Raw genomic sequence first — 17466 nt, forward strand, 5'->3', positions numbered from 1 at the left:
GCGCGCCCTCGTCCTGTCCGTTTCCGGAGATCCCGATGCCTCCCCATCACGTCCGTCTGGCGGCCCTGCTGGCCGCAGGCGGCCTGACCTGCGCCGGCCCGGCCCTGGCCGCGCCCGCACCCGCCTTCCCCGACCTGCTGGCCGCCGCCGCCCAGGCGCCGCTGCGCGCCGAAAGCCAGGCCCAGGTCGCCGCCGCCCAGGGCCGCCTCGACCAGGCCGGCGCCTGGCGCAATCCCGAGCTGTCGCTCGACGTCGAGAATTTCGCGGGCGAAGGCCCGATGGAAGGCCTCGACTCGGCCGAGACCACCCTGTCGTTCAGCCAGACCCTGGAACTGAGCGGCAAGCGCGGCGCACGCATCGACGGCGCACGCAAGGACCTGGCCCTGGCCCGCGCCCGCGACGCCCAGGCGCGAACCGACTACGCCGCCGCCCTGGCGGTCGCCTACGCAGAAGCCGAGGCTGCGCACCTCCGCGCCGCCCAGGCCCGCGAGCTGTTCGAGGCCGCCCAGAGCGACGCCCGCGCCGCCGAGCTACTGGTCGAGGCCGGCAAGGAGGCGCGCCTGCGCGGCCTACAGGCCCAGGCCGACGCCCAAGCCGCCCAGGCCGGGCTGGGCCAGGCGCTGGCCGCCCGCGACGCCGCCTTCGGGCGGCTCTCGGCCCAGGCAGGGTCAGGCGAGGCGTTCGACTCGCTGACCTCCAGCCTGCTGTCGGCCGACCTCGCCGCCTCCGACGCCGAGCTAGCCGCTGCGCCCGCCGACACTCCGGCGGTGCTGGCCGCCCTGGCCGACCGCGACAGCGCCGCGGCCAAGGTGCGGGTCGAACAGCTGCAGGCCCGCCCGGACCTCACCGTCTCGGCCGGCGTGCGCCGCTTCGCCGGCGACGACGCCACCGCCATGGTCGCCGGCGCCTCGCTGCCGCTGCCGCTGTTCGACGCCAACCGCGGCAATACGGCCGCCGCCCGGGCCGAGCTGACCGCCGCCGAGGCGCGACTGGCCCAGGCCCGGCTCGACGCCGCCGCCGACCTGGCCGCCGCCCGCTCCCAGGCCCGCAGCGCCGGCGCCCAGGCCAGCGCCGCCGCGGCTGGCGAAGCCGCCGCCGCCGAGGCCTATCGGCTGACGCGGATCGGCTATGAGGCCGGCCGCCTGCCGCTGCTCGAACTCACTGCTGCGCGCCGCGCCCTGGCCGCCGCGCGCCTGCAGACGCTGGAGGCGCGCCTCGCCCGCGTCCGCGCGCTGGCTGAGGCCGCGCGCCTGGCCGGCAAGCCCCCCTTCGGAGCCTGACCATGCTGCTCAGCAAACGAAACCTGCTCACCGGCGCGGCGCTCGCCGCCGCCCTAGCCGCCGGCTACGGCCTGGCCACATTCCGCCCCGCCCCCGCCGACGCGCATGGCGAGGAAGCGCATGGCGAAGAGGGCCACGCCGACGAAAAGGGCGGAGAGGAAGGCTTCATCGCCCTGGCCGCCGATCAGGCCGCCGCCGCCGGCGTCGCCGTCGTCACGGTCGGCCGCGGCGGAGGCTCGGACATCCGCCTGACCGGCCGGGTCGAGGCCGCGCCCGACGCTCGCGCCGTCGTCGCCGCCCCAGTGTCCGGCGTGGTGGAGCGCGTACTGCTCTCGCCTGGCGCCCAGGTCGCCGCCGGCGGCGGGGTCGCCGTGATCCGCAGCGCCGACGGCGCGCTGGTCCGCGCCGAGGCCTCCGCCGCCGCCGCCGAGGCCCAGGCCGCCCAGGCCGCGCTCTCCCGCGAGGACCGGCTGCTGAAGGCCGGCGTCACCGCCCGCCAGGACTGGGAGGCCGCCCGCGCCGCCTCCGTCCGCGCCGGCGCTCAGGCCGCCGCCGCCCAGGCCCGCGCCGCCGCCTCCGGCTCGCCTGGGGCCGGCGGCCAGACAACCCTGCGCAGCCCCATCGCCGGCCTGGTGACCAGCGTCCAGGTCGCCCCCGGCGGCTTCGTCGCCCAGGGCGCGCCGGTGGCCGAAGTCTCCAATCCCCAAAGGCTGGAGGTGGTGTTCAACGCGCCCGCCGACGCCGCCGCCAAGCTGGCGGTCGGCGCGCCGCTGAAGTTGGTCGGGCCGGACGGCCGCGAGGCGTCCGCCGAGATCGTCGGCATCGCCCCGCTGTCGCAGCTGGCCACCGGCGCCGCCATGGTCCGCGCCCGCCCGCTCGGCGGCCAGCTGACCCCCGGCGCGGCGGTCAGCGCCCAGGTCCCCGCCGACGGCAAGGGCCTGCCCAGCGTACCGTCCGACGCCGTGCAGACGGTCAAGGGCCGCCAGGTGGTGTTCGTCGCCGAAAAGAACGGCTTCCGCGTCCGCTCGGTCACCACCGGCCGCTCCGGCGGCGGACAGACCCAGATCGTCGCCGGGCTGAAGGGCGACGAGAAGGTCGCCGGCCGCGGCGCCTTCGTCCTCAAGGCCGAGCTCGCCAAGGGCGAAGCCGAGCACGGACACTAAGGGGGCCGCCATGTTGAACAAGATCGTGGCGCTGTCCGTGCGCCACCGCTTCGCGGTCATCCTGATCGCGCTGGCCATGGCCGCCTACGGCGCGGTCGAACTCTTCCGGCTGCCGATCGACGCGGTGCCCGACATCACCAACCGCCAGGTGCAGGTGACCACCGTCGCCCCGGCCCTGTCGCCCGAGGAGATCGAGCAGCGGGTCACCTACCCGCTGGAAACCGCCCTGACCGGAATCCCGGGGCTGATCGAGACCCGCTCGATCAGCCGCAACGGCTTCTCGCAGATCACCGCCGTCTTCACCGACCAGACCGACGTCTATTTTGCGCGCAACCAGGTCACCGAGCGGCTGCAGGGCGCCCGCGACGAGCTGCCCGACGGCGCCGAACCGGCCCTGGCGCCCATCACCACCGGCCTCGGCGAGGTGATGATGTGGACGGTGAAGATGGCCCCGGCCAAGGGCGTCAGGCCTGGCCAGCCCGGCCCGCAGCCGGACGGGTCCTACCTCACCCCCGAGGGCGAGCGCCTGACCACCGAAATGGCCAAGGCGACCTACCTGCGCACGGTCCAGGACTGGATCATCACCCCGCAGCTGAAGACCGTGCCGGGCGTCGCCGGGATCGACGTCATCGGCGGCTACGTCAAGAAATACGCGGTGCGGCCCGATCCGGCCCGCATGACCGCCTATGGCGTCGGCTTGGGCGAGCTGGTCGAGGCGGTCGAGCACGCCAATACCGTGGCCGGCGCCGGCTACGTCTCGCGCGGCGGCGAGGCCTTCGTAGTCCGCGCCGACGCCCGAGTCCGCTCGGCCGAGGACCTGGCCGCCGCCCCGATCAAGAACCACAACGGCCTGGTGGTCCGCGTCTCCGACGTCGCCACCGTCGAGATCGGCCAAGCTGCGCGACTGGGCGCGGCCCAGCAGCACGGCGAGGAGGTGGTGATCGGCACCGCCCTGATGCTGGCCGGCGAGAACAGCCGGACCGTCGCCCACGCGGTCGGCCAGCGGCTGGAGCAGATCCAGGCCTCGCTGCCGCCGGGGGTCGAAGCAACGCCCGTGCTCGACCGCACCGCGCTGGTCGACCGCACCATATCGACCGTCCGCACCAGCCTGGCCGAGGGGGCGCTGCTGGTCATCGTGGTCCTGTTCCTGCTGCTGGGGAACGTGCGGGCGGCGATCATCACCGCGCTGGTGATCCCGCTGGCCTTCCTGTTCGGCGTCATCGGCATGAACAGGTTCGGGGTCTCCGGAAACCTGATGAGCCTGGGCGCCCTTGACTTCGGGCTGCTGGTCGACGGCGCGGTCGTCGTGGTCGAGAACACCCTGCGCCGCCTGACCCTGCGCCGCCAGGCCGAGGGCCGCGACCTCACCAAGTCCGAGAGAATGAGCGAAGCGGTCGCCGCCGCCCGCCAGATGGTCCGCCCCGCCGCCTATGGCCAGGCGATCATCCTCTTGGTCTACGCCCCGCTGCTGGCGCTGGAAGGCGTCGAGGGCAAGATGTTCCACCCGATGGCCGCGACGGTCATGCTGGCTCTGGCCGGCGCCTTCATCCTGACCTTCACCCTGGTCCCGGCCCTGGCCGCGCTGCTGATCAAGCCGCCGGAGCGGGAACATCAGTCCAAGGCCGAGGCGGTCGTCCGCGGCCGACTGGAGCCGCTGGTGCGCCAGGCCGTCGCCCATCCGCGCCGCGTCGCCCTCGGCGCTGGCGGCATGGTCCTGGTCGGGATCGCGGTGTTCAGCCTGCTCGGCCGCGAATTCATCCCGACGCTCGACGAGAAGGACGTCCTGCTCCAGGCCCTGCGCGTGCCCAGCGCCTCGCTCGAACAGTCGCTGGAGATGCAGGCCCGCCTTGAGAAGGCGCTGATCAAGATCCCAGAGGTCGAGACCGTCTTCTCCAAGACAGGCACGGCCGAGGTCGCCACCGACCCGATGCCGCCGAGCATCTCCGACACCTTCGTGATCCTCAAGGACCGCAAGGACTGGCCCGACCGGAGCCTCAGCAAGGCCGACGTCTCCGCCAAGATCGAGAAGGTGGCGAGCGGCCAGATCGGCAACGCCTACGAGTTCACCCAGCCGATCCAGATGCGCTTCAACGAACTGATCTCCGGCGTCCGCTCTGACGTCGCGGTCAAAGTCTATGGCGACGACTTCAACGAGATGGAGGCCACGGCCGAGAAGATCGCCACGGTGCTGCGCGGCGTGAAGGGCGCGGCCGACGTCAAGGTCGAGCAGGTGTCCGGCCTGCCGATGATGACCGCCCAGGTCGACCGCTCGGCCGCCGCCCTGCACGGGGTCCACGCCGCCGACGCCGCCGACGCGGTGCAGATCGCCCTGGCCGGCCGCACCGCGGGCCGCGTCTACGAGGGCGACCGCCGCTTCGACGTGATGGTCCGCCTCCCGGAGGAGGCGCGCAACGACCTTGCCGTAGTCGCCCAGACGCCGCTGGCGGTGAACGACGGGGCGGTGATGGTGCCGCTCGGCTCGGTCATCCAGTTCCAGGAGGGCGAGGGGCCGAACCAGATCAGCCGCGAGAACGGCAAGCGGCGGGTCGTGGTCCAGGCCAATGTCCGCGGCCGCGACCTTGGCGGCTTCGTCACTGAGGCCCGCGCCGCGGTCGCCGACGAAGTCAAGTTGCCCCCCGGCGCCTGGATCGACTGGGGCGGCCAGTTCGAGAACCTGCAGCGGGCCGAGGCGCGGCTGGCCATCGTCGTGCCTATGGTGTTCGCCACCATCGCGGTGCTGCTCTACTTCGCGCTCGGCTCGGCCGCCCAGGCGGGCCTGGTCTTCGCCTGCGTGCCGCTGGCCCTGGTCGGCGGAGCCCTGGCCTTGCTGCTCCGGGGCATGCCGTTCTCGGTCTCGGCCGCGGTCGGGTTCATCGCCGTCTCCGGGGTGGCGACCCTGAACGGGCTGGTGCTGATCCAGGCGATCCGCGAGCGCATCGAAGCGGGGATGGACCCGCGCGAGGCGGCGGTCGAGGGCTCCATGGCCCGGCTGCGCGCGGTGCTGACCACCGCCCTGGTGGCGGTGCTCGGCTTCATGCCGATGGCGCTGGCCAGCGGGGCCGGGGCCGAGGTGCAGAAGCCGCTGGCCACCGTGGTGATCGGCGGCCTTATCACAGCCACCCTGCTGACCCTGGTGGTGCTGCCGGCCCTCGCCAGCCGGGTCATCGGCCGCGCCGCGCCAAGACCGGCGGCTGAGCCCGCCGCGATCTAGCGCCGCGCCGGCGCGGACGTCCCGCCCGGGACCTCCGCGTCGGCGTCGGTCATCTGGCCGAGAGGTTGAGCACCGCCTCGTCGCCGTCGCCCTCGACGTGGACGATCATCACCCCCAGGGCGGGGCCGTCGTCGATCTGCAGCACCAGGTTCTGGCCCTTCAGCTCGGCCAGGCTGCGGCCGCTGCAAGTGCGGATCTTGGCGATGAACGACAGGATCGAGTTCTGGGCGTGCTCGATGGTCGCCTCGAAGGTCACCGCCTCCAGCGGCTGTTCCTGGGTCCCCAGGACCCCGCTGCCCTGTCTGGTCGAAAAGACCATCGTCCTACCTCATCAACTTGAGCGCGCCGGTCACGGCGTCGATCTTGGAAATCTCGTCGGGGCCGATGCCCACGCAGGTCGGCGTGCCGGACGCGACCACCGTGCGGCCAGCGTCGCGGATCAGCATCACCGGCAGGCCGGCCGCCTCGGCCTGGCGCGCCAGCTCGAACAACTCGGCCTCCGAACCGCAGCGCAGCACCACCTTGGGCATGCCCGCCTGCAGCCAGCCGGCCTGCTGCTCGCGCGGCGCGTTCAGCAGCCCGCCGACGGCGGCGTGCGCGACCTGGGCGGCCATCTTGCCGGGCGGCAGGCCGAGCGCCTCGTTGACGACGATGACTTGCTTCATGGGCGGTGTGTGCCCGCCAAGCCCCCCGAAAGGCAAGGCCGCCGTTTTTTACCCGGACACCTCATCGCCATGCCGTTAGGATCGCGTCTCGCAAGGACTCTCCCGCATGACCGACACGCCCGACGAAACCCCGATCCAGCGCGCCCTGCGCCTGAAGAAAGAGGCCATCGAGGCGCGGCCGAAGCCGCCGCGCGGCGGACGCTTTCAGCGCGAGCAGGCCGCGGCCGCCCGCTCCTCGTCCAAGTCCAAGCCCTGGATGTCGCGCTAGGGCCGGTCTAGCCGAACAGCGCGATCTTGAAGACCATGCTGATGATCGCGCCAAAGCCGAGCAACAGCAGCGCCACCGCGATCCAGAACGTCGACGACACCGGGAATGTGCTCTCGGCGAAGATCAGGCCTTCCTTGGCCATGGCCTCGCGGGTCGCCTTCAGTTCACGCATGAACTTTACGTGGCGCGCCATGCCGATGATCAGCATCAGTATGCCCAGCGTCACCAGCGCGATGCCGAAGTTCCGCGGGGCCGCGGCGCTGGCGATCGCGCCGGCGTCACGCAGCTTCTGGAACGCCTGGTAGATCGTAAAGCCGAAGCCGATCAGCGACAACGAGGTGCGGATCACCGACATCAGCGTGCGGTCGTCGCTCATCCGCGTCCGCTGAAACGACATCCCGGTCCGCCGCATCGACATCTCGGTGCGCTCGGTCGACAGGTCGGTGCGGAACTCCGACAGGTCCGTGCGATGCTCCGACAGGTCGGTCCGGTGGGTGGAGAGCTTGGTGCGATGGGTGGAATAGGTGACCGACGCGGAGTCGGCGTCCAGCCCGCTCACGTCGGGCAACGGCGGCAGCGGCGGGTTCTGCACCCGTTTGGGCCGGGTCGGCCCGGCGGACGGCAGCTTGGCCATATATCTTCGCCCTGACTGATGGCTGTCAGGCGCGAGAGTGCGGGCCGCCCCCTGAGCGGTCTATCGGGGTTATCCCCAGGGGGCGCATGGGCAGATGGCCCGGAAACCGGACCACCTGCCACGGTTCAGGACGCCGTCTCCGCGGCGGCGGCGATGAGCGCGTTGTCGATTTCGTCGGCGCGCAGGGCGGCCGGACGCTGGAGGTGGCGCTCGGCATAGACCTCGAACGCCGGCCGCCTTTCCAGCGTGCCGAAGTTCATGCCCCAGGACAGGTGCGAGGCGAGATAGAGATCGGCGGCGGTGAAGCTGTCGCCCACCAGATAGGCGCGGTTTTCCACCGCGCCCTCGACGGCCGCCAGCACATCCTCCATGCAGCCATATCCCAGCGACGTGCGCTGCTCGGTCGTCGGCTCCAGGTTCGTCATCTTGGCGGCGACGGCCTGCTCGATCGGGCCGGCCCCGAAGAACAGCCAGCGATAATAGGGCCCGCGCAGACGGCTGTTCACCGGAGGCGCCAGACCGGCCTGTGGGAAGGCGTCGGCGAGGTAGGCGCAGATGGCCGCGCATTCGGTGACGACCACCCCGTCGTGGACGATCGCCGGCACCTTGCCCATCGGATTGATCGCCAGATAGTCGGCGCCCTTCGTTTCCCCGGTCTCCCAGCGCAGGACCTTGGTCTCATAGGGCTGGCCGACCTCCTCGAGCATCCAGCGGATGATGCGGCCGCGCGACATGGGGTTGGTGTAGAAGACGAGGTCGGACATGGGTCGCTCCATTGGTTTGCGCCAACAGAACGCGCGGCTGCTGACAGCGGTTTGTCAGCAGCGGTTTTTGGCGGGTGATTTGTAGTGTGCTCCGGCCAGTTCGGCCGTTGGGTCTGGAAGACGCTCGCACTCAACGTTAGCCTAGGGTTGGGCGCCGCCAGACAGCTCGCCAATCAGAGATTCCGTCACCTTGAGCATCCGCGCGCTAACCTTGCTGCTGTGCCCGCTTGTCCTCACCGCATGCGCCGTCGATCGGTCCTACCCGCTTGGCTTTCAAAGCAGCACGTACGGCCAGTTCATGAAGGCCATGAACGACTGCCAGCGCGCGGGCGGGCGCGTGATCGCGCCATCGTCACCAGAGAACGGCGAGTATCGCTGTCAGATGCCGAAGGCCGCGAAAGCGATGCCGGCAACCTGCCGCAAGTGGGTGACTAGAGAGACTGAGATCGACGGGCGCGACGCAGGCTACGGCGAGACGTGGCTAGAATGCTCGGAGCCGAAGTAACATCCGGCCAAGGCCGGCGCCGACGTTCCTAAAACTGGATTTTGGCGGAGAGGGTGGGATTCGAACCCACGGTACCCGTAAAGGTACGCCGCATTTCGAGTGCGGTGCTTTCGACCACTCAGCCACCTCTCCAGAGACGTCGTTCGGGCCTCGAAGAAAGAGAGCCCGCTGAGCGCGAGGCGCGGAACCTACTCATCCGGCCCCGCGAGATCAAGCGGGCGTTTTGCGATCTTTCAACGCGGATAGAGGATCATCTGCGTACAGCGGAACAGCGCGATGGCCTTGCCGCTGTCGGCATGGGTGGCGACGGCGTCCCAGACCTGGGTCATCCGGCCGCCGTGGACCAGCTTGGCTTCGCAGGTCACCACCTCGCCGGCCTTGGCCGTTCCGAGGAAATTGCTTTTCAATTCAATGGTCGTGAAGCCGACCGCGCCCTGCGGCAGCGAGATCCGGCAGCCGTAGCCGGCGGCCGAATCCAACAGCGCGATGACGCTGGCCGCATGCATGAAGCCGTTGGGCGCCATGTGCTTCTGCTCGACCCTCACCTGGCTGTGCAGGTAGCCCTCGCGCGCCTCCAGCACCTCCAGCCCCAGTTCGCCCGGCAGGAATCCCTGCTGCATGGCGTTGAGGTCGTCGGGCGTGTTGCCGCTAAGGTCGGTGAAGGCGTCGGCCATCGAAAAGCTCCTTACTCGTCGTCCTCGTCGTCGGGCGCCGGCAGCACCGCGATCCCGTCCTCGTCGGCGTAGAGCATGTCGCCGGGCAGGAAGACCACCCCGCCGAACGCCACCGGGGTGTCGACCACCCCTTCGCCGCGCTTGACGCTGCGCATGGGATTGGTCCCCAGCGCCTTGATCCCGATGTCGAGCGTGCCGAGCACCACGCTGTCGCGCACGGCGCCGTAGACTACGACCCCGGCCCAACCGTTCTTCACCCCGTCGGCGGCCAGCATGTCGCCGACCAGCGCCCGGTGCAGCGAGCCGCCGCCGTCGACCACCAGCACGCAGCCCTCGCCCGGCTCGGCCAGGGTCGCCTTCACCAGCGAGTTGTCCTCGTGGCAGCGCACCGTGCGGATCGGGCCGGAGAACGCGGTCTTGCCGCCGAGGTCGCGGAACTGGGTCTCGCAGACCTCGATGGTTCCCTCATGTTCGTCGCAGAGGTCGGCGACCGAGATCTGGCTCACGCGGTGGCCTTTCCCTTGTATTCGTCGCGCAGGTCGCGCTTCAGCACCTTGCCGATGTGGCTGCGCGGCAGGCTGTCGACGAGGATCAGGTCGGCCAGCCGCTGGGTCTTGCCGAGCTTGGCGTTGACCCACTCCTTGAGCTCGTCGGCCCCGACGCTCTTGCCGGGCCGTAGCGCCACGAACGCCACCGGCGTCTCGCCCCACTTGTCCGACAGCACGCCGACGACGGCGGCTTCCAGCACCGCCTCATGAAGCACGATCTCGGCCTCGAGGTCGCTCGGATAGATGTTGAAGCCGCCCGAGATGATCATGTCCTTCTTGCGGTCCATGAGCGTCAGGAAGCCGTCCTCGTCGAAGCGGCCGACGTCGCCGGTGCGGATGTAGCGCAGGCCCTCGGGGCTGTACCATTCGGCCTCGGAGGTCTTGCCCGGCTGGTTGTGGTAGCCGACCATCATCGCGCCGGAGCGGCCGACGACCTCGCCGATCTCGCCTTGCGGCACCTCGACCCCGTCCTCGCCGATCAGCCGGATGTCGTGGCCCGGCAGCGGCTTGCCGACCGTGTGCAGCTTGTCCGGATATTCGTGGGCCAGCAGGCCGCAGGAGCCGCCGCCCTCGGTCATGCCGTAGTACTCGATCAGGCCGCCCGGCCAGCGCTTGAGCACGTCGGCCTTGATCTCCGGCGAGAACGGCGCGCTGGTCGAGAACTTCATCTTGAAGCTCGACAGGTCGTAGCTGTCGAAGTCGGCCCGCTCCATGATCCGGCGGTACTGCACCGGCACCAGCATGGCGTGGGTTACGCGGTGCTTTTCCGACAGCTTCAGGAACTGTTCGGCGTCGAACTTCGGCATCAGCACCGCGGTGCCGCCGTTGGAGATCGTCGGCAGGTACGAGACCAGCGTCGTGTTCGAATAGAGCGGAGTGGAGATCATCGTCACCGAGTCGGCCGGATAGACCCCGCGGCGAATCTGGCCCCAGCGCATCGCGTGCGGCTGGACGATGCCCTTCGGCGCGCCGGTGGTGCCCGACGAATAGATGATGTTGAAGCCCTGGTCGGGATCGACCTCGACCGGGGCCGGGCTCGCGCCGGCCGGAGCCAGCCAGGCCTCGAACGCCACCCCGGCGTCCGAGCCGTCCAGCGCCACGCGCTTGGCGGTGATCTGATCGGCGACGCCTTCCAGCTGCTTGGCGACGCCCGCATCCAGGAAGAACACCTTGGCGCCCGAGTCATTGAGCATCATCACCAGGCTCTCGGGCGTCGAGGACGGCGCCAGCGGCGCGACGACCGCGCCGGCCCTTAAGATTCCGAAGAAGCTCGCGCCGTACTCGACCGAGGTCGTCGCGCAGATCGCTGCCACGTCGGCCTTGCCCACCCCGTCGCGCTGCAGCGCCACGGCGATGCGGTCCATCAGCGTGTCGAGTTCGGCGTAGGAGATCGTCCGCTTGGCGTCGACGAGGGCCGGCTTGTCCTTCAGCTCGACCGCCTGTGCGCGGATGACGTCGGCCAGCGTGCCGAATTCCTGGGTGAGCAGTTCTTCCACGGACATCGACGTCTCCCTCTCAAACACTTGTACGAACCCCTAAAGCCCGAAACGGCGACAACCGCAATCGGCGCTTGCGTCGCAAGCCTTCCCCAAAGGAAACTGCAGCGTCCGCCACTCGCATTCCGGCGGCGCCTCATTCTTCGATCAACGGGCCGTCAGAGCCCGATCCATTTCCAGGGGACGGAAATCCGGCCATGTCCGATGAGATGATTTCGCTCGGCGCCAAGCTTGCGCAGCTGGCGCAGTTGAAGCCCGACGCACCCGCCGTGACCTGCGGCGAGACCACCCTCACCTACGAGCAGTTCCACAGGCTCTCCAACCGCGCCGCCCGCGGCCTGGCCGCCAAGGGGGTCAAGTTCGGCGACCTGGTCACATTGGGCCTGCCCAACTCCACCGACTTCGCCGTCGCCTGCTGGGCGATCTGGAAGCTGGGGGCCACGCCGCAGCCGATCTCCTTCCGCCTGCCGAAGGGCGAGCTCGAAGCGATCATGGAGCTGGCCAAGACGCCGGTGGTCATCGCCCAGTTCGACCACCAGATCGACCGGCCGCTGCTGTCGATCCCCGACCTGCTGTCCTTGTCCGACGACGACAGCGACCTGCCGGACGCCATCGCCCCGGTCTCCAAGGCCCCGACCAGCGGCGGCTCCACCGGCCGTCCAAAGCTGATCCTGTCGGGCCAGCCCGGCGTCACCGCCAAGGAAACGCCCGAGGTCGGCGGCTGGCGGCTGAAGCCCGGCTCCGTCGCCCTGCTGCCGGCGCCGCTCTATCACAACGCCGGCTTCGGCATGATGATGTCGGCCTTCAGCGTCGGCTGCCACATGGTGCTGATGCCCCGCTTCGAGGCCGAGGCCACCCTGGCCGAGATCGCGCGCAACAAGGCGACCTGGGTCTATCTGGTCCCGACCATGATGAACCGCATCTGGCATCTGCCCGAGGAGGTGCGCGGCAAGTACGACCTGTCGTCGCTGGAAACCCTCTGGCACCTGGCCGCGCCCTGCCCCGCCTGGCTGAAGGAGGCCTTCATCCGCTGGGTCGGGCCCGAGACGGTGATGGAGCTCTACGCCGGCACCGAGGCCCAGGCCGTCACCACCATCTCCGGCGCCGAGTGGCTCGAGCACCGCGGCTCGGTCGGCAAGGTCACGGTCGGCGAGATGGTCGCGGTCGGCGAGGACGGATCGTTCCTGCCCCCGCGAGAGGTCGGCGAGATCTACATGCGCCGGCCCGAGGGCGCGCCGCCCTCCTACAAGTACATCGGCGCCACGGCCAAGGTGCTGGAAGGCGGCTGGGAGAGCCTCGGCGACATCGGCTGGTTCGACGAGGACGGCTATCTCTACCTGGCCGACCGGCGCACCGACATGATCCTGGTCGGCGGCTCCAACGTCTATCCGGCCGAGATCGAGGCGGCGCTGGAGGAGCACCCCGAGGTGCAGTCCTGCGCGGTGATCGGCTTCCCGGACGACGACCTCGGCAACAAGATCCACGCCATCGTCCAGACCAAGGGCTCGCGCGACGAGGCCTCGCTGCGCGCGCACCTGGCCGCCAGGCTGGTCACCTACAAGCAACCGCGGACCTACGAATTCGTCGACGAACCGCTTCGCGACGACGCCGGCAAGGTCCGCCGCAGCGCCCTGCGCGACGAACGCCTGGCGGCGCAGCCGGCCTAGCGGCGACTCCCGGAAGCCGCGCAGCGGCTGTCCGGGCCCCATGAACACCAGATCGCGCGGGCGATGACGGGGCCGCGCCGCATCCCGCACCGCGGCGCGAATGGGTCCTGGTCTTGCTTCGCAAACCGGGATGACACCAACGGCTTCCGAGGTTGCCGCCGATGCTGCACCGCGATAAGCCAGCTTCCATTCTTCAAAGATAATTACCGGGGAAACGCATGAGCATAAAAGGCAAGGCCTACATCATGGGGGCGTACGAGCATCCGCTCCGCGACGCGCCCGACAAGTCGACCCCGCAACTCCACGCCGAATGCGCCAAGGGCGCGCTGGAGGACGCGGGCCTCACCAAGGACGACATCGACGGGTATTTCTGCGCCGGCGACGCCCCGGGCTTCGGCGCCATGTCGATGATCGACTACATGGGCCTGCGCAACGTCCGCCACATGGACTCCACCGAGACCGGCGGCTCGTCCTACCTGCTGCACGTCGGCCACGCGGCCCAGGCGATCGCCGAGGGCAAGTGCAAGGTGGCGCTGATCACCCTCGCCGGCCGTCCGCGCCAGAACAAGTTCTTCGGCGGCGGCTCAGCCAAGCCCGGTCAGCTGACCGACGGCCCGCCCGAGGCCGGCTTCGAGAATATCTACGGCGGCACCACCCACAACACCTACGGCATGTGCGCCATGCGCCACATGTACGAGTACGGCACCACCAGCGAACAGCTTGCCTGGATCAAGGTCGCCGCCAGCCATCACGCCCAGTACAACCCCAACGCCTTCCTCAAGGACGTGGTGACGGTCGAGGACGTGGTGAACTCCCGGATGATCTCCGATCCGCTGCACCTGCTCGACTGCTGCGTGGTGACCGACGGCGGCGGCGCGCTGATCGTGGTGTCTCCCGAGATCGCCAAGAGCCTCAACCGTCCGAAGGTCAAGGTGATGGGCGCCGGCGAGTCGCCCAAGGGCCCGATGGGGGGCCGCGGCCTCGACCTCACCCATTCGGGCGCGGTCTGGTCCGGCCCGATCGCCTTCGGCGAGGCCGGCGTGAAACCGTCCGACATCAAGTACGCCTCGATCTATGACAGCTTCACCATCACGGTGCTGATGCAGCTCGAAGACCTCGGCTTCTGCGAAAAGGGCCAGGGCGGCAAGTTCGTCGCCGACGGCAACCTGATCTCGGGGGTCGGCAAGCTGCCGTTCAACACCGACGGCGGCGGGCTCTGCAACAACCACCCGACCAACCGCGGCGGCATCACCAAGGTCATCGAGGCGGTGCGCCAGCTCCGCGGCGAGGCCCATCCCAAGGTGCAAGTCCCCAACTGCGACATCGCCCTCGCCCACGGCACCGGCGGCTCGCTCGGCACGCGCCACGGCGCGGCCACCCTCATCATGGAACGGGAGGCCTAAGCATGACCGACGTCCAAGACCGCCCCGAGGTGATGACCCGCCCGATCCCGGCCCCGGCCGTGACGATCGAGAGCAAGCCCTTCTGGGACGCCGCGGCCGAAGGCCGGTTCCTGATCAAGCGCTGCAACGACTGCGGCCAGGCCCACTGGTTTCCGCGCGCGCTCTGCCCGTTCTGCTTCTCGGACAAGACCGTCTGGGAAGAGAGCCCCGGCGAGGGCGTGATCTACACCTACAGCATCATGCGTCGCTCGCCGTCCGGCCCGTACGGCATCGGCTACGTGACCCTCAACGAGGGCCCGGCGGTGTTCACCAACTTCGTCGACGTCGCGCCCGAGGCCCTGTCCATCGGCCAGAAGGTCAAGGTGAAGTTCCAGCCCACCGAGAACGGCCCGCCGGTCCCGGTGTTCGTGCCGGTCTAGAGGCGCAAGCAGAGTGTCATCCCGGACGCCGCGCAGCGGCTGTCCGGGATCCATTCGCGCTGCGATTGCGGAACGGGCCAGGCCGAGCTGCATCCTGTCCCATCCGGTGTTCATGGGTCCCGGTCTTGCTACGCAAACCGGGATGACACCACTAGCTGGACAGCCGCTCCGCCAGCCCCTCCGCCTCGCGCGGATGGCGCAGGCGGTGGATCTGCAGGTGCGCAAAGCGCGGGTCGCCGACCCGCGCGGCGTATTCGTCCCGCCGCCGCGCCCAGGTGTCCCAGGCCCAGCGGATCGGGTGCTCCTTGGACAGCCACATCCGCCAGTCCTCGCGGTTGCCGGTGCCCGGCCACAGCTCGGTCCGGTCGATCGCCCGCAGCACCGAGCGCCGGATCACCCGCGGCATGATCACGCTGCGCTCGTAGTCCAGCCACACCAGGTGCGTCGCCCGGTTCCAGACCAGGTCCCGGACCTTGCTGTAATTGCCGTCGCTGACCCAGGCGTCCTGGCCGACCGCCGCGGCGACCCGGCGGACGAACTCGTCCGGATCGTGGCTGTTGAGGTCCTTCCAGCCGGCCTGCCAGTTGATGGCGTCCAGCTCGATGTGCGGCAGGCCCAGGTCCCCGGCCAACCTCTTGGCCAAGGTCGACTTGCCCGACCCGGAACTGCCGACCACCGCAATACGCATCAGGCCCCTTCGGTCTGCGACACCTCCGCCAGCACCTCTTGCGTATGCTCGCCCAGCCGCGGCGGGTGTCTACGGATGTTCGATGGAGTTCCAGTGAACTTCACCGGCGGCTTCATGGCCACATAGGTCCCGGCCTGCGGATGGTCGTACTTCTCGAAGAAGCCGACCGCCTTCAGGTGCGGATCCTCGGGCAGGTCGTCCAGCCGGTTGGTCCGCGTCACCGGGATCGACAGCGGCTTGAGCAGGTCCAGCCACTCGTCGGTGGTCTTGGTCACCGTCACTGTTTCGACCAAGGCGTAGAGCTCGTGGATGTTCTTGCCGCGCTCAAGGCCCTGGAACCGCGGGTCCTTGCCGAAGGTCTCGCCCCAGCCGGCGACGTCGAAGAAGATGTCCCACTGCTTGTCGGTATAGGGCAGCAGGCCGATGTAGCCGTCCTTGGTCGGGAACGGCTTGCGGTGCGGATTGACCACCCGCTGATAGCCCCACTGGCCGGTCGGCGGATCGAAGGCGTGGTCGTAGAGGTGCTCGACCAGGTTGAAGCTGGTCACGCACTCCAGCATCGGCACCTCGATGAACTGGCCCTGGCCCGTGCGCTCGCGGCTCAGCAGGCCGGCGGTGATCGCCTGGCACATGAACAGGCCCGAGACCTTGTCGGCGATCAGGCTGGGCAGGATGCGCGGCGTCGGGTTCCCATCGGTTCGCGGCAGCACGTCGGCCAAGCCCGAGGCCGACTGGATCAGGTCGTCATAGGCCGGCTCGCCGGCATAGGGACCTTCCGAGCCGTAGCCGGCGGCGTGCACATAGACCACGTCCGGCCGCAGCGCCCTGACCTCTTCGTAGGACAGGCCCAGCCGCTTCAGGCCCTCATAGCGGATCGAGGTGGCGAACACGTCGCAACTCTTGATCAGCGCCTCCAGGCTGCGGCGCGACTTCGGGTCGGCCAGGTTGAACACCACCGAGCGCTTGTTGCGGTTGATGGTCAGGAAGATCGGCCCCAGATCCCGCGGCCAGCCCTCCGGCGTATGACCTGGCCAGCGCATGATGTCGCCGCCGGTCCCGCGGCCCGAGCCCGGGTCCTCCAGCTTGATCACCTCGGCGCCCTGGTCGCCCAGCATCTGGGTCGCATAGGCGCCGAACACCACGCTGGTCAGGTCGAGGATCCGGATCCCCTTCAGCGGCCCAGTGGCCTCGCTGGCCAGCTGCTTCTTGTCCGACACCCTGGGCTCCCTTGTTCTGTCGCGATTGCAGCGAGCTAAGCGGCGCGCGTCAACGCTGGCAATGGCGCCCCCGCGTCAGCTACATTTTCACATATACGGAAAACTGGAAGGCGGCTCGACAGGTGACCTCCCCTGCAGTGAAATCGGCCCAACGCGTCTTCGAGATCCTCGAATACTTCGACCGGGCCCGCCGGCCCCTTTCGCTGAAGGACATCTGCCGCCAGCTATCCTATCCGACCTCCAGCGGCGCCATGGTGCTGAAGAGCTTGGTCGTGCTCGGCTACCTCCAGTACGACCGCGCCAGCCGCACCTACCTGCCGACCATGCGCATCGCCGTGCTGGGGGACTGGGTCCCCAACACCCTGTTCGGCGGGATGAATATCCTGCCGCTCATGAAGGCCATGCGCGACGAGACCGGCGAGACCGTCGTACTGGGGGCCCAGAGCGACCTCTATGCGCACTACGTCCACGTCGAGCATTCGCATGAGCCGCTGCACTACGCGCCCTCGCCGGGGACTATCCGGCCGCTGGCGCGCAGCGGGATCGGCCAGTTGCTGCTCAGCGGCCTGCCGCGGCGCGACGTCGAGCTGCTGGTGCGCCGGATCAACATCGCCGATCCCGACCATCGGATCGACGCAGACGCCCTGGCCGAAGACCTGACGACCATCCGCCGTCAGGGCTTCGTCTTCTCGCGCAGCCTGTTCGCGCAGGGGGTGGGGATGGTGGCGGTGCTGTTGCCCCAGGCGCCGTTCGGTCGCCGGTTCGCGCTCGGCCTCGCCGGGCCGGTCGAGCAGCTGGACCGCGACCTGGACGACCATCTTCGGCGCTTGCGCGCCGCCACGGAAACTATGGCCTGAAGAACAG

Annotated in this window: 18 protein-coding genes and 1 tRNA gene; 9 read left to right on the forward strand and 10 right to left on the reverse strand. The window is 69.6% G+C overall.

The genetic code is table 11. The features are described from left to right. The first annotated feature begins 35 nt into the window (after nucleotides 1–35). From O4N75_RS20525 to O4N75_RS20535, 3 genes are read left to right on the forward strand one after another with little or no spacing between them, the layout of a single operon-like run. A complete protein-coding gene (locus O4N75_RS20525; RefSeq protein ID WP_269627254.1) occupies nucleotides 36–1280 on the forward strand; it encodes a TolC family protein in 1245 nt (414 codons plus the stop codon). Between the two features lie 2 nt (nucleotides 1281–1282). Continuing rightward, complete coding sequence (locus tag O4N75_RS20530) at nucleotides 1283–2443, forward strand: efflux RND transporter periplasmic adaptor subunit (RefSeq protein WP_269627255.1); 1161 nt, start codon at nucleotides 1283–1285, stop codon at nucleotides 2441–2443. 10 nt (nucleotides 2444–2453) lie between these two features. Next, nucleotides 2454–5654 (forward strand): CusA/CzcA family heavy metal efflux RND transporter, encoded by a 3201-nt coding sequence (locus tag O4N75_RS20535; RefSeq protein ID WP_269627256.1) that lies wholly within the window; start codon nucleotides 2454–2456, stop codon nucleotides 5652–5654. Nucleotides 5655–5703: 49 nt separating this feature from the next. Here O4N75_RS20535 and O4N75_RS20540 read toward each other — a convergent pair whose 3' ends face one another. After that, on the reverse strand, nucleotides 5704–5973 hold the full coding sequence (locus O4N75_RS20540) for a hypothetical protein (RefSeq protein ID WP_269627257.1): 270 nt from the start codon (nucleotides 5971–5973) through the stop codon (nucleotides 5704–5706). A gap of 4 nt (nucleotides 5974–5977) precedes the next feature. After that, a complete protein-coding gene (pth2, locus tag O4N75_RS20545) occupies nucleotides 5978–6319 on the reverse strand; it encodes a peptidyl-tRNA hydrolase Pth2 (RefSeq protein ID WP_267231678.1) in 342 nt (113 codons plus the stop codon). Between the two features lie 106 nt (nucleotides 6320–6425). On the opposite strand from pth2, the gene O4N75_RS20550 reads away from it, so the two are divergent. Further along, on the forward strand, nucleotides 6426–6587 hold the full coding sequence (locus O4N75_RS20550; RefSeq protein ID WP_267231677.1) for a hypothetical protein: 162 nt from the start codon (nucleotides 6426–6428) through the stop codon (nucleotides 6585–6587). 7 nt (nucleotides 6588–6594) lie between these two features. Here the strand turns inward: O4N75_RS20550 and O4N75_RS20555 are convergent, their stop codons facing one another. Continuing rightward, nucleotides 6595–7221, reverse strand: a complete 627-nt coding sequence (locus O4N75_RS20555; protein ID WP_269627258.1) for a DUF202 domain-containing protein — start codon at nucleotides 7219–7221, stop codon at nucleotides 6595–6597. A gap of 125 nt (nucleotides 7222–7346) precedes the next feature. Then, a complete protein-coding gene (locus O4N75_RS20560) occupies nucleotides 7347–7985 on the reverse strand; it encodes a glutathione S-transferase family protein (RefSeq protein WP_269627259.1) in 639 nt (212 codons plus the stop codon). Between the two features lie 190 nt (nucleotides 7986–8175). Between O4N75_RS20560 and O4N75_RS20565 the strand changes: the two genes are divergently transcribed. Further along, nucleotides 8176–8490 carry a hypothetical protein gene (locus tag O4N75_RS20565; protein ID WP_269627260.1) on the forward strand — a complete coding sequence of 105 codons (315 nt, stop codon included), beginning with the start codon at nucleotides 8176–8178 and terminating at the stop codon, nucleotides 8488–8490. 42 nt (nucleotides 8491–8532) lie between these two features. Here O4N75_RS20565 and O4N75_RS20570 read toward each other — a convergent pair. The 4 genes from O4N75_RS20570 to O4N75_RS20585 all read right to left on the reverse strand — a co-directional run bounded on the left by O4N75_RS20570 (nucleotide 8533) and on the right by O4N75_RS20585 (nucleotide 11214). Next, nucleotides 8533–8622: transfer RNA gene (locus O4N75_RS20570), tRNA-Ser, on the reverse strand. 101 nt (nucleotides 8623–8723) lie between these two features. Beyond that, a complete protein-coding gene (locus O4N75_RS20575; protein ID WP_269627261.1) occupies nucleotides 8724–9164 on the reverse strand; it encodes a PaaI family thioesterase in 441 nt (146 codons plus the stop codon). An 11-nt stretch (nucleotides 9165–9175) separates the two neighbouring features. After that, nucleotides 9176–9670 (reverse strand): ribonuclease E activity regulator RraA, encoded by a 495-nt coding sequence (gene rraA / locus O4N75_RS20580; protein WP_267231673.1) that lies wholly within the window; start codon nucleotides 9668–9670, stop codon nucleotides 9176–9178. Then, entirely contained in the window at nucleotides 9667–11214 is a 1548-nt protein-coding gene (locus O4N75_RS20585) for a class I adenylate-forming enzyme family protein (RefSeq protein WP_269627262.1), read from the reverse strand. Before O4N75_RS20585 ends, rraA begins: the two co-directional genes overlap by 4 nt. Nucleotides 11215–11405: 191 nt before the next feature. Between O4N75_RS20585 and O4N75_RS20590 the strand changes: the two genes are divergently transcribed. The 3 genes from O4N75_RS20590 (at nucleotide 11406) to O4N75_RS20600 (ending at nucleotide 14697) form a co-directional block, all read left to right on the forward strand. Then, complete coding sequence (locus tag O4N75_RS20590) at nucleotides 11406–12875, forward strand: AMP-binding protein (RefSeq protein ID WP_269627263.1); 1470 nt, start codon at nucleotides 11406–11408, stop codon at nucleotides 12873–12875. 218 nt (nucleotides 12876–13093) lie between these two features. Beyond that, entirely contained in the window at nucleotides 13094–14278 is a 1185-nt protein-coding gene (locus O4N75_RS20595; protein ID WP_269627264.1) for a thiolase domain-containing protein, read from the forward strand. Nucleotides 14279–14280: 2 nt separating this feature from the next. Next, nucleotides 14281–14697 carry an OB-fold domain-containing protein gene (locus O4N75_RS20600; protein WP_269627265.1) on the forward strand — a complete coding sequence of 139 codons (417 nt, stop codon included), beginning with the start codon at nucleotides 14281–14283 and terminating at the stop codon, nucleotides 14695–14697. Between the two features lie 151 nt (nucleotides 14698–14848). Here the strand turns inward: O4N75_RS20600 and O4N75_RS20605 are convergent, their stop codons facing one another. Together O4N75_RS20605 and O4N75_RS20610 are read right to left on the reverse strand one after the other, a co-directional pair. Next, a complete protein-coding gene (locus O4N75_RS20605) occupies nucleotides 14849–15385 on the reverse strand; it encodes an AAA family ATPase (RefSeq protein ID WP_269627266.1) in 537 nt (178 codons plus the stop codon). After that, a complete protein-coding gene (locus O4N75_RS20610; protein WP_269627267.1) occupies nucleotides 15385–16602 on the reverse strand; it encodes a CoA transferase in 1218 nt (405 codons plus the stop codon). Before O4N75_RS20610 ends, O4N75_RS20605 begins: the two co-directional genes overlap by 1 nt. A 122-nt stretch (nucleotides 16603–16724) precedes the next feature. Here O4N75_RS20610 and O4N75_RS20615 point away from each other — a divergent pair, with 122 nt between their 5' ends. Further along, complete coding sequence (locus tag O4N75_RS20615) at nucleotides 16725–17459, forward strand: helix-turn-helix domain-containing protein (RefSeq protein WP_269627268.1); 735 nt, start codon at nucleotides 16725–16727, stop codon at nucleotides 17457–17459. Nucleotides 17460–17466 lie beyond the last annotated feature (7 nt).

The organism is Phenylobacterium sp. NIBR 498073, assembly GCF_027286305.1.
In the GTDB taxonomy this organism is placed as follows: Bacteria; Pseudomonadota; Alphaproteobacteria; order Caulobacterales; family Caulobacteraceae; genus Phenylobacterium.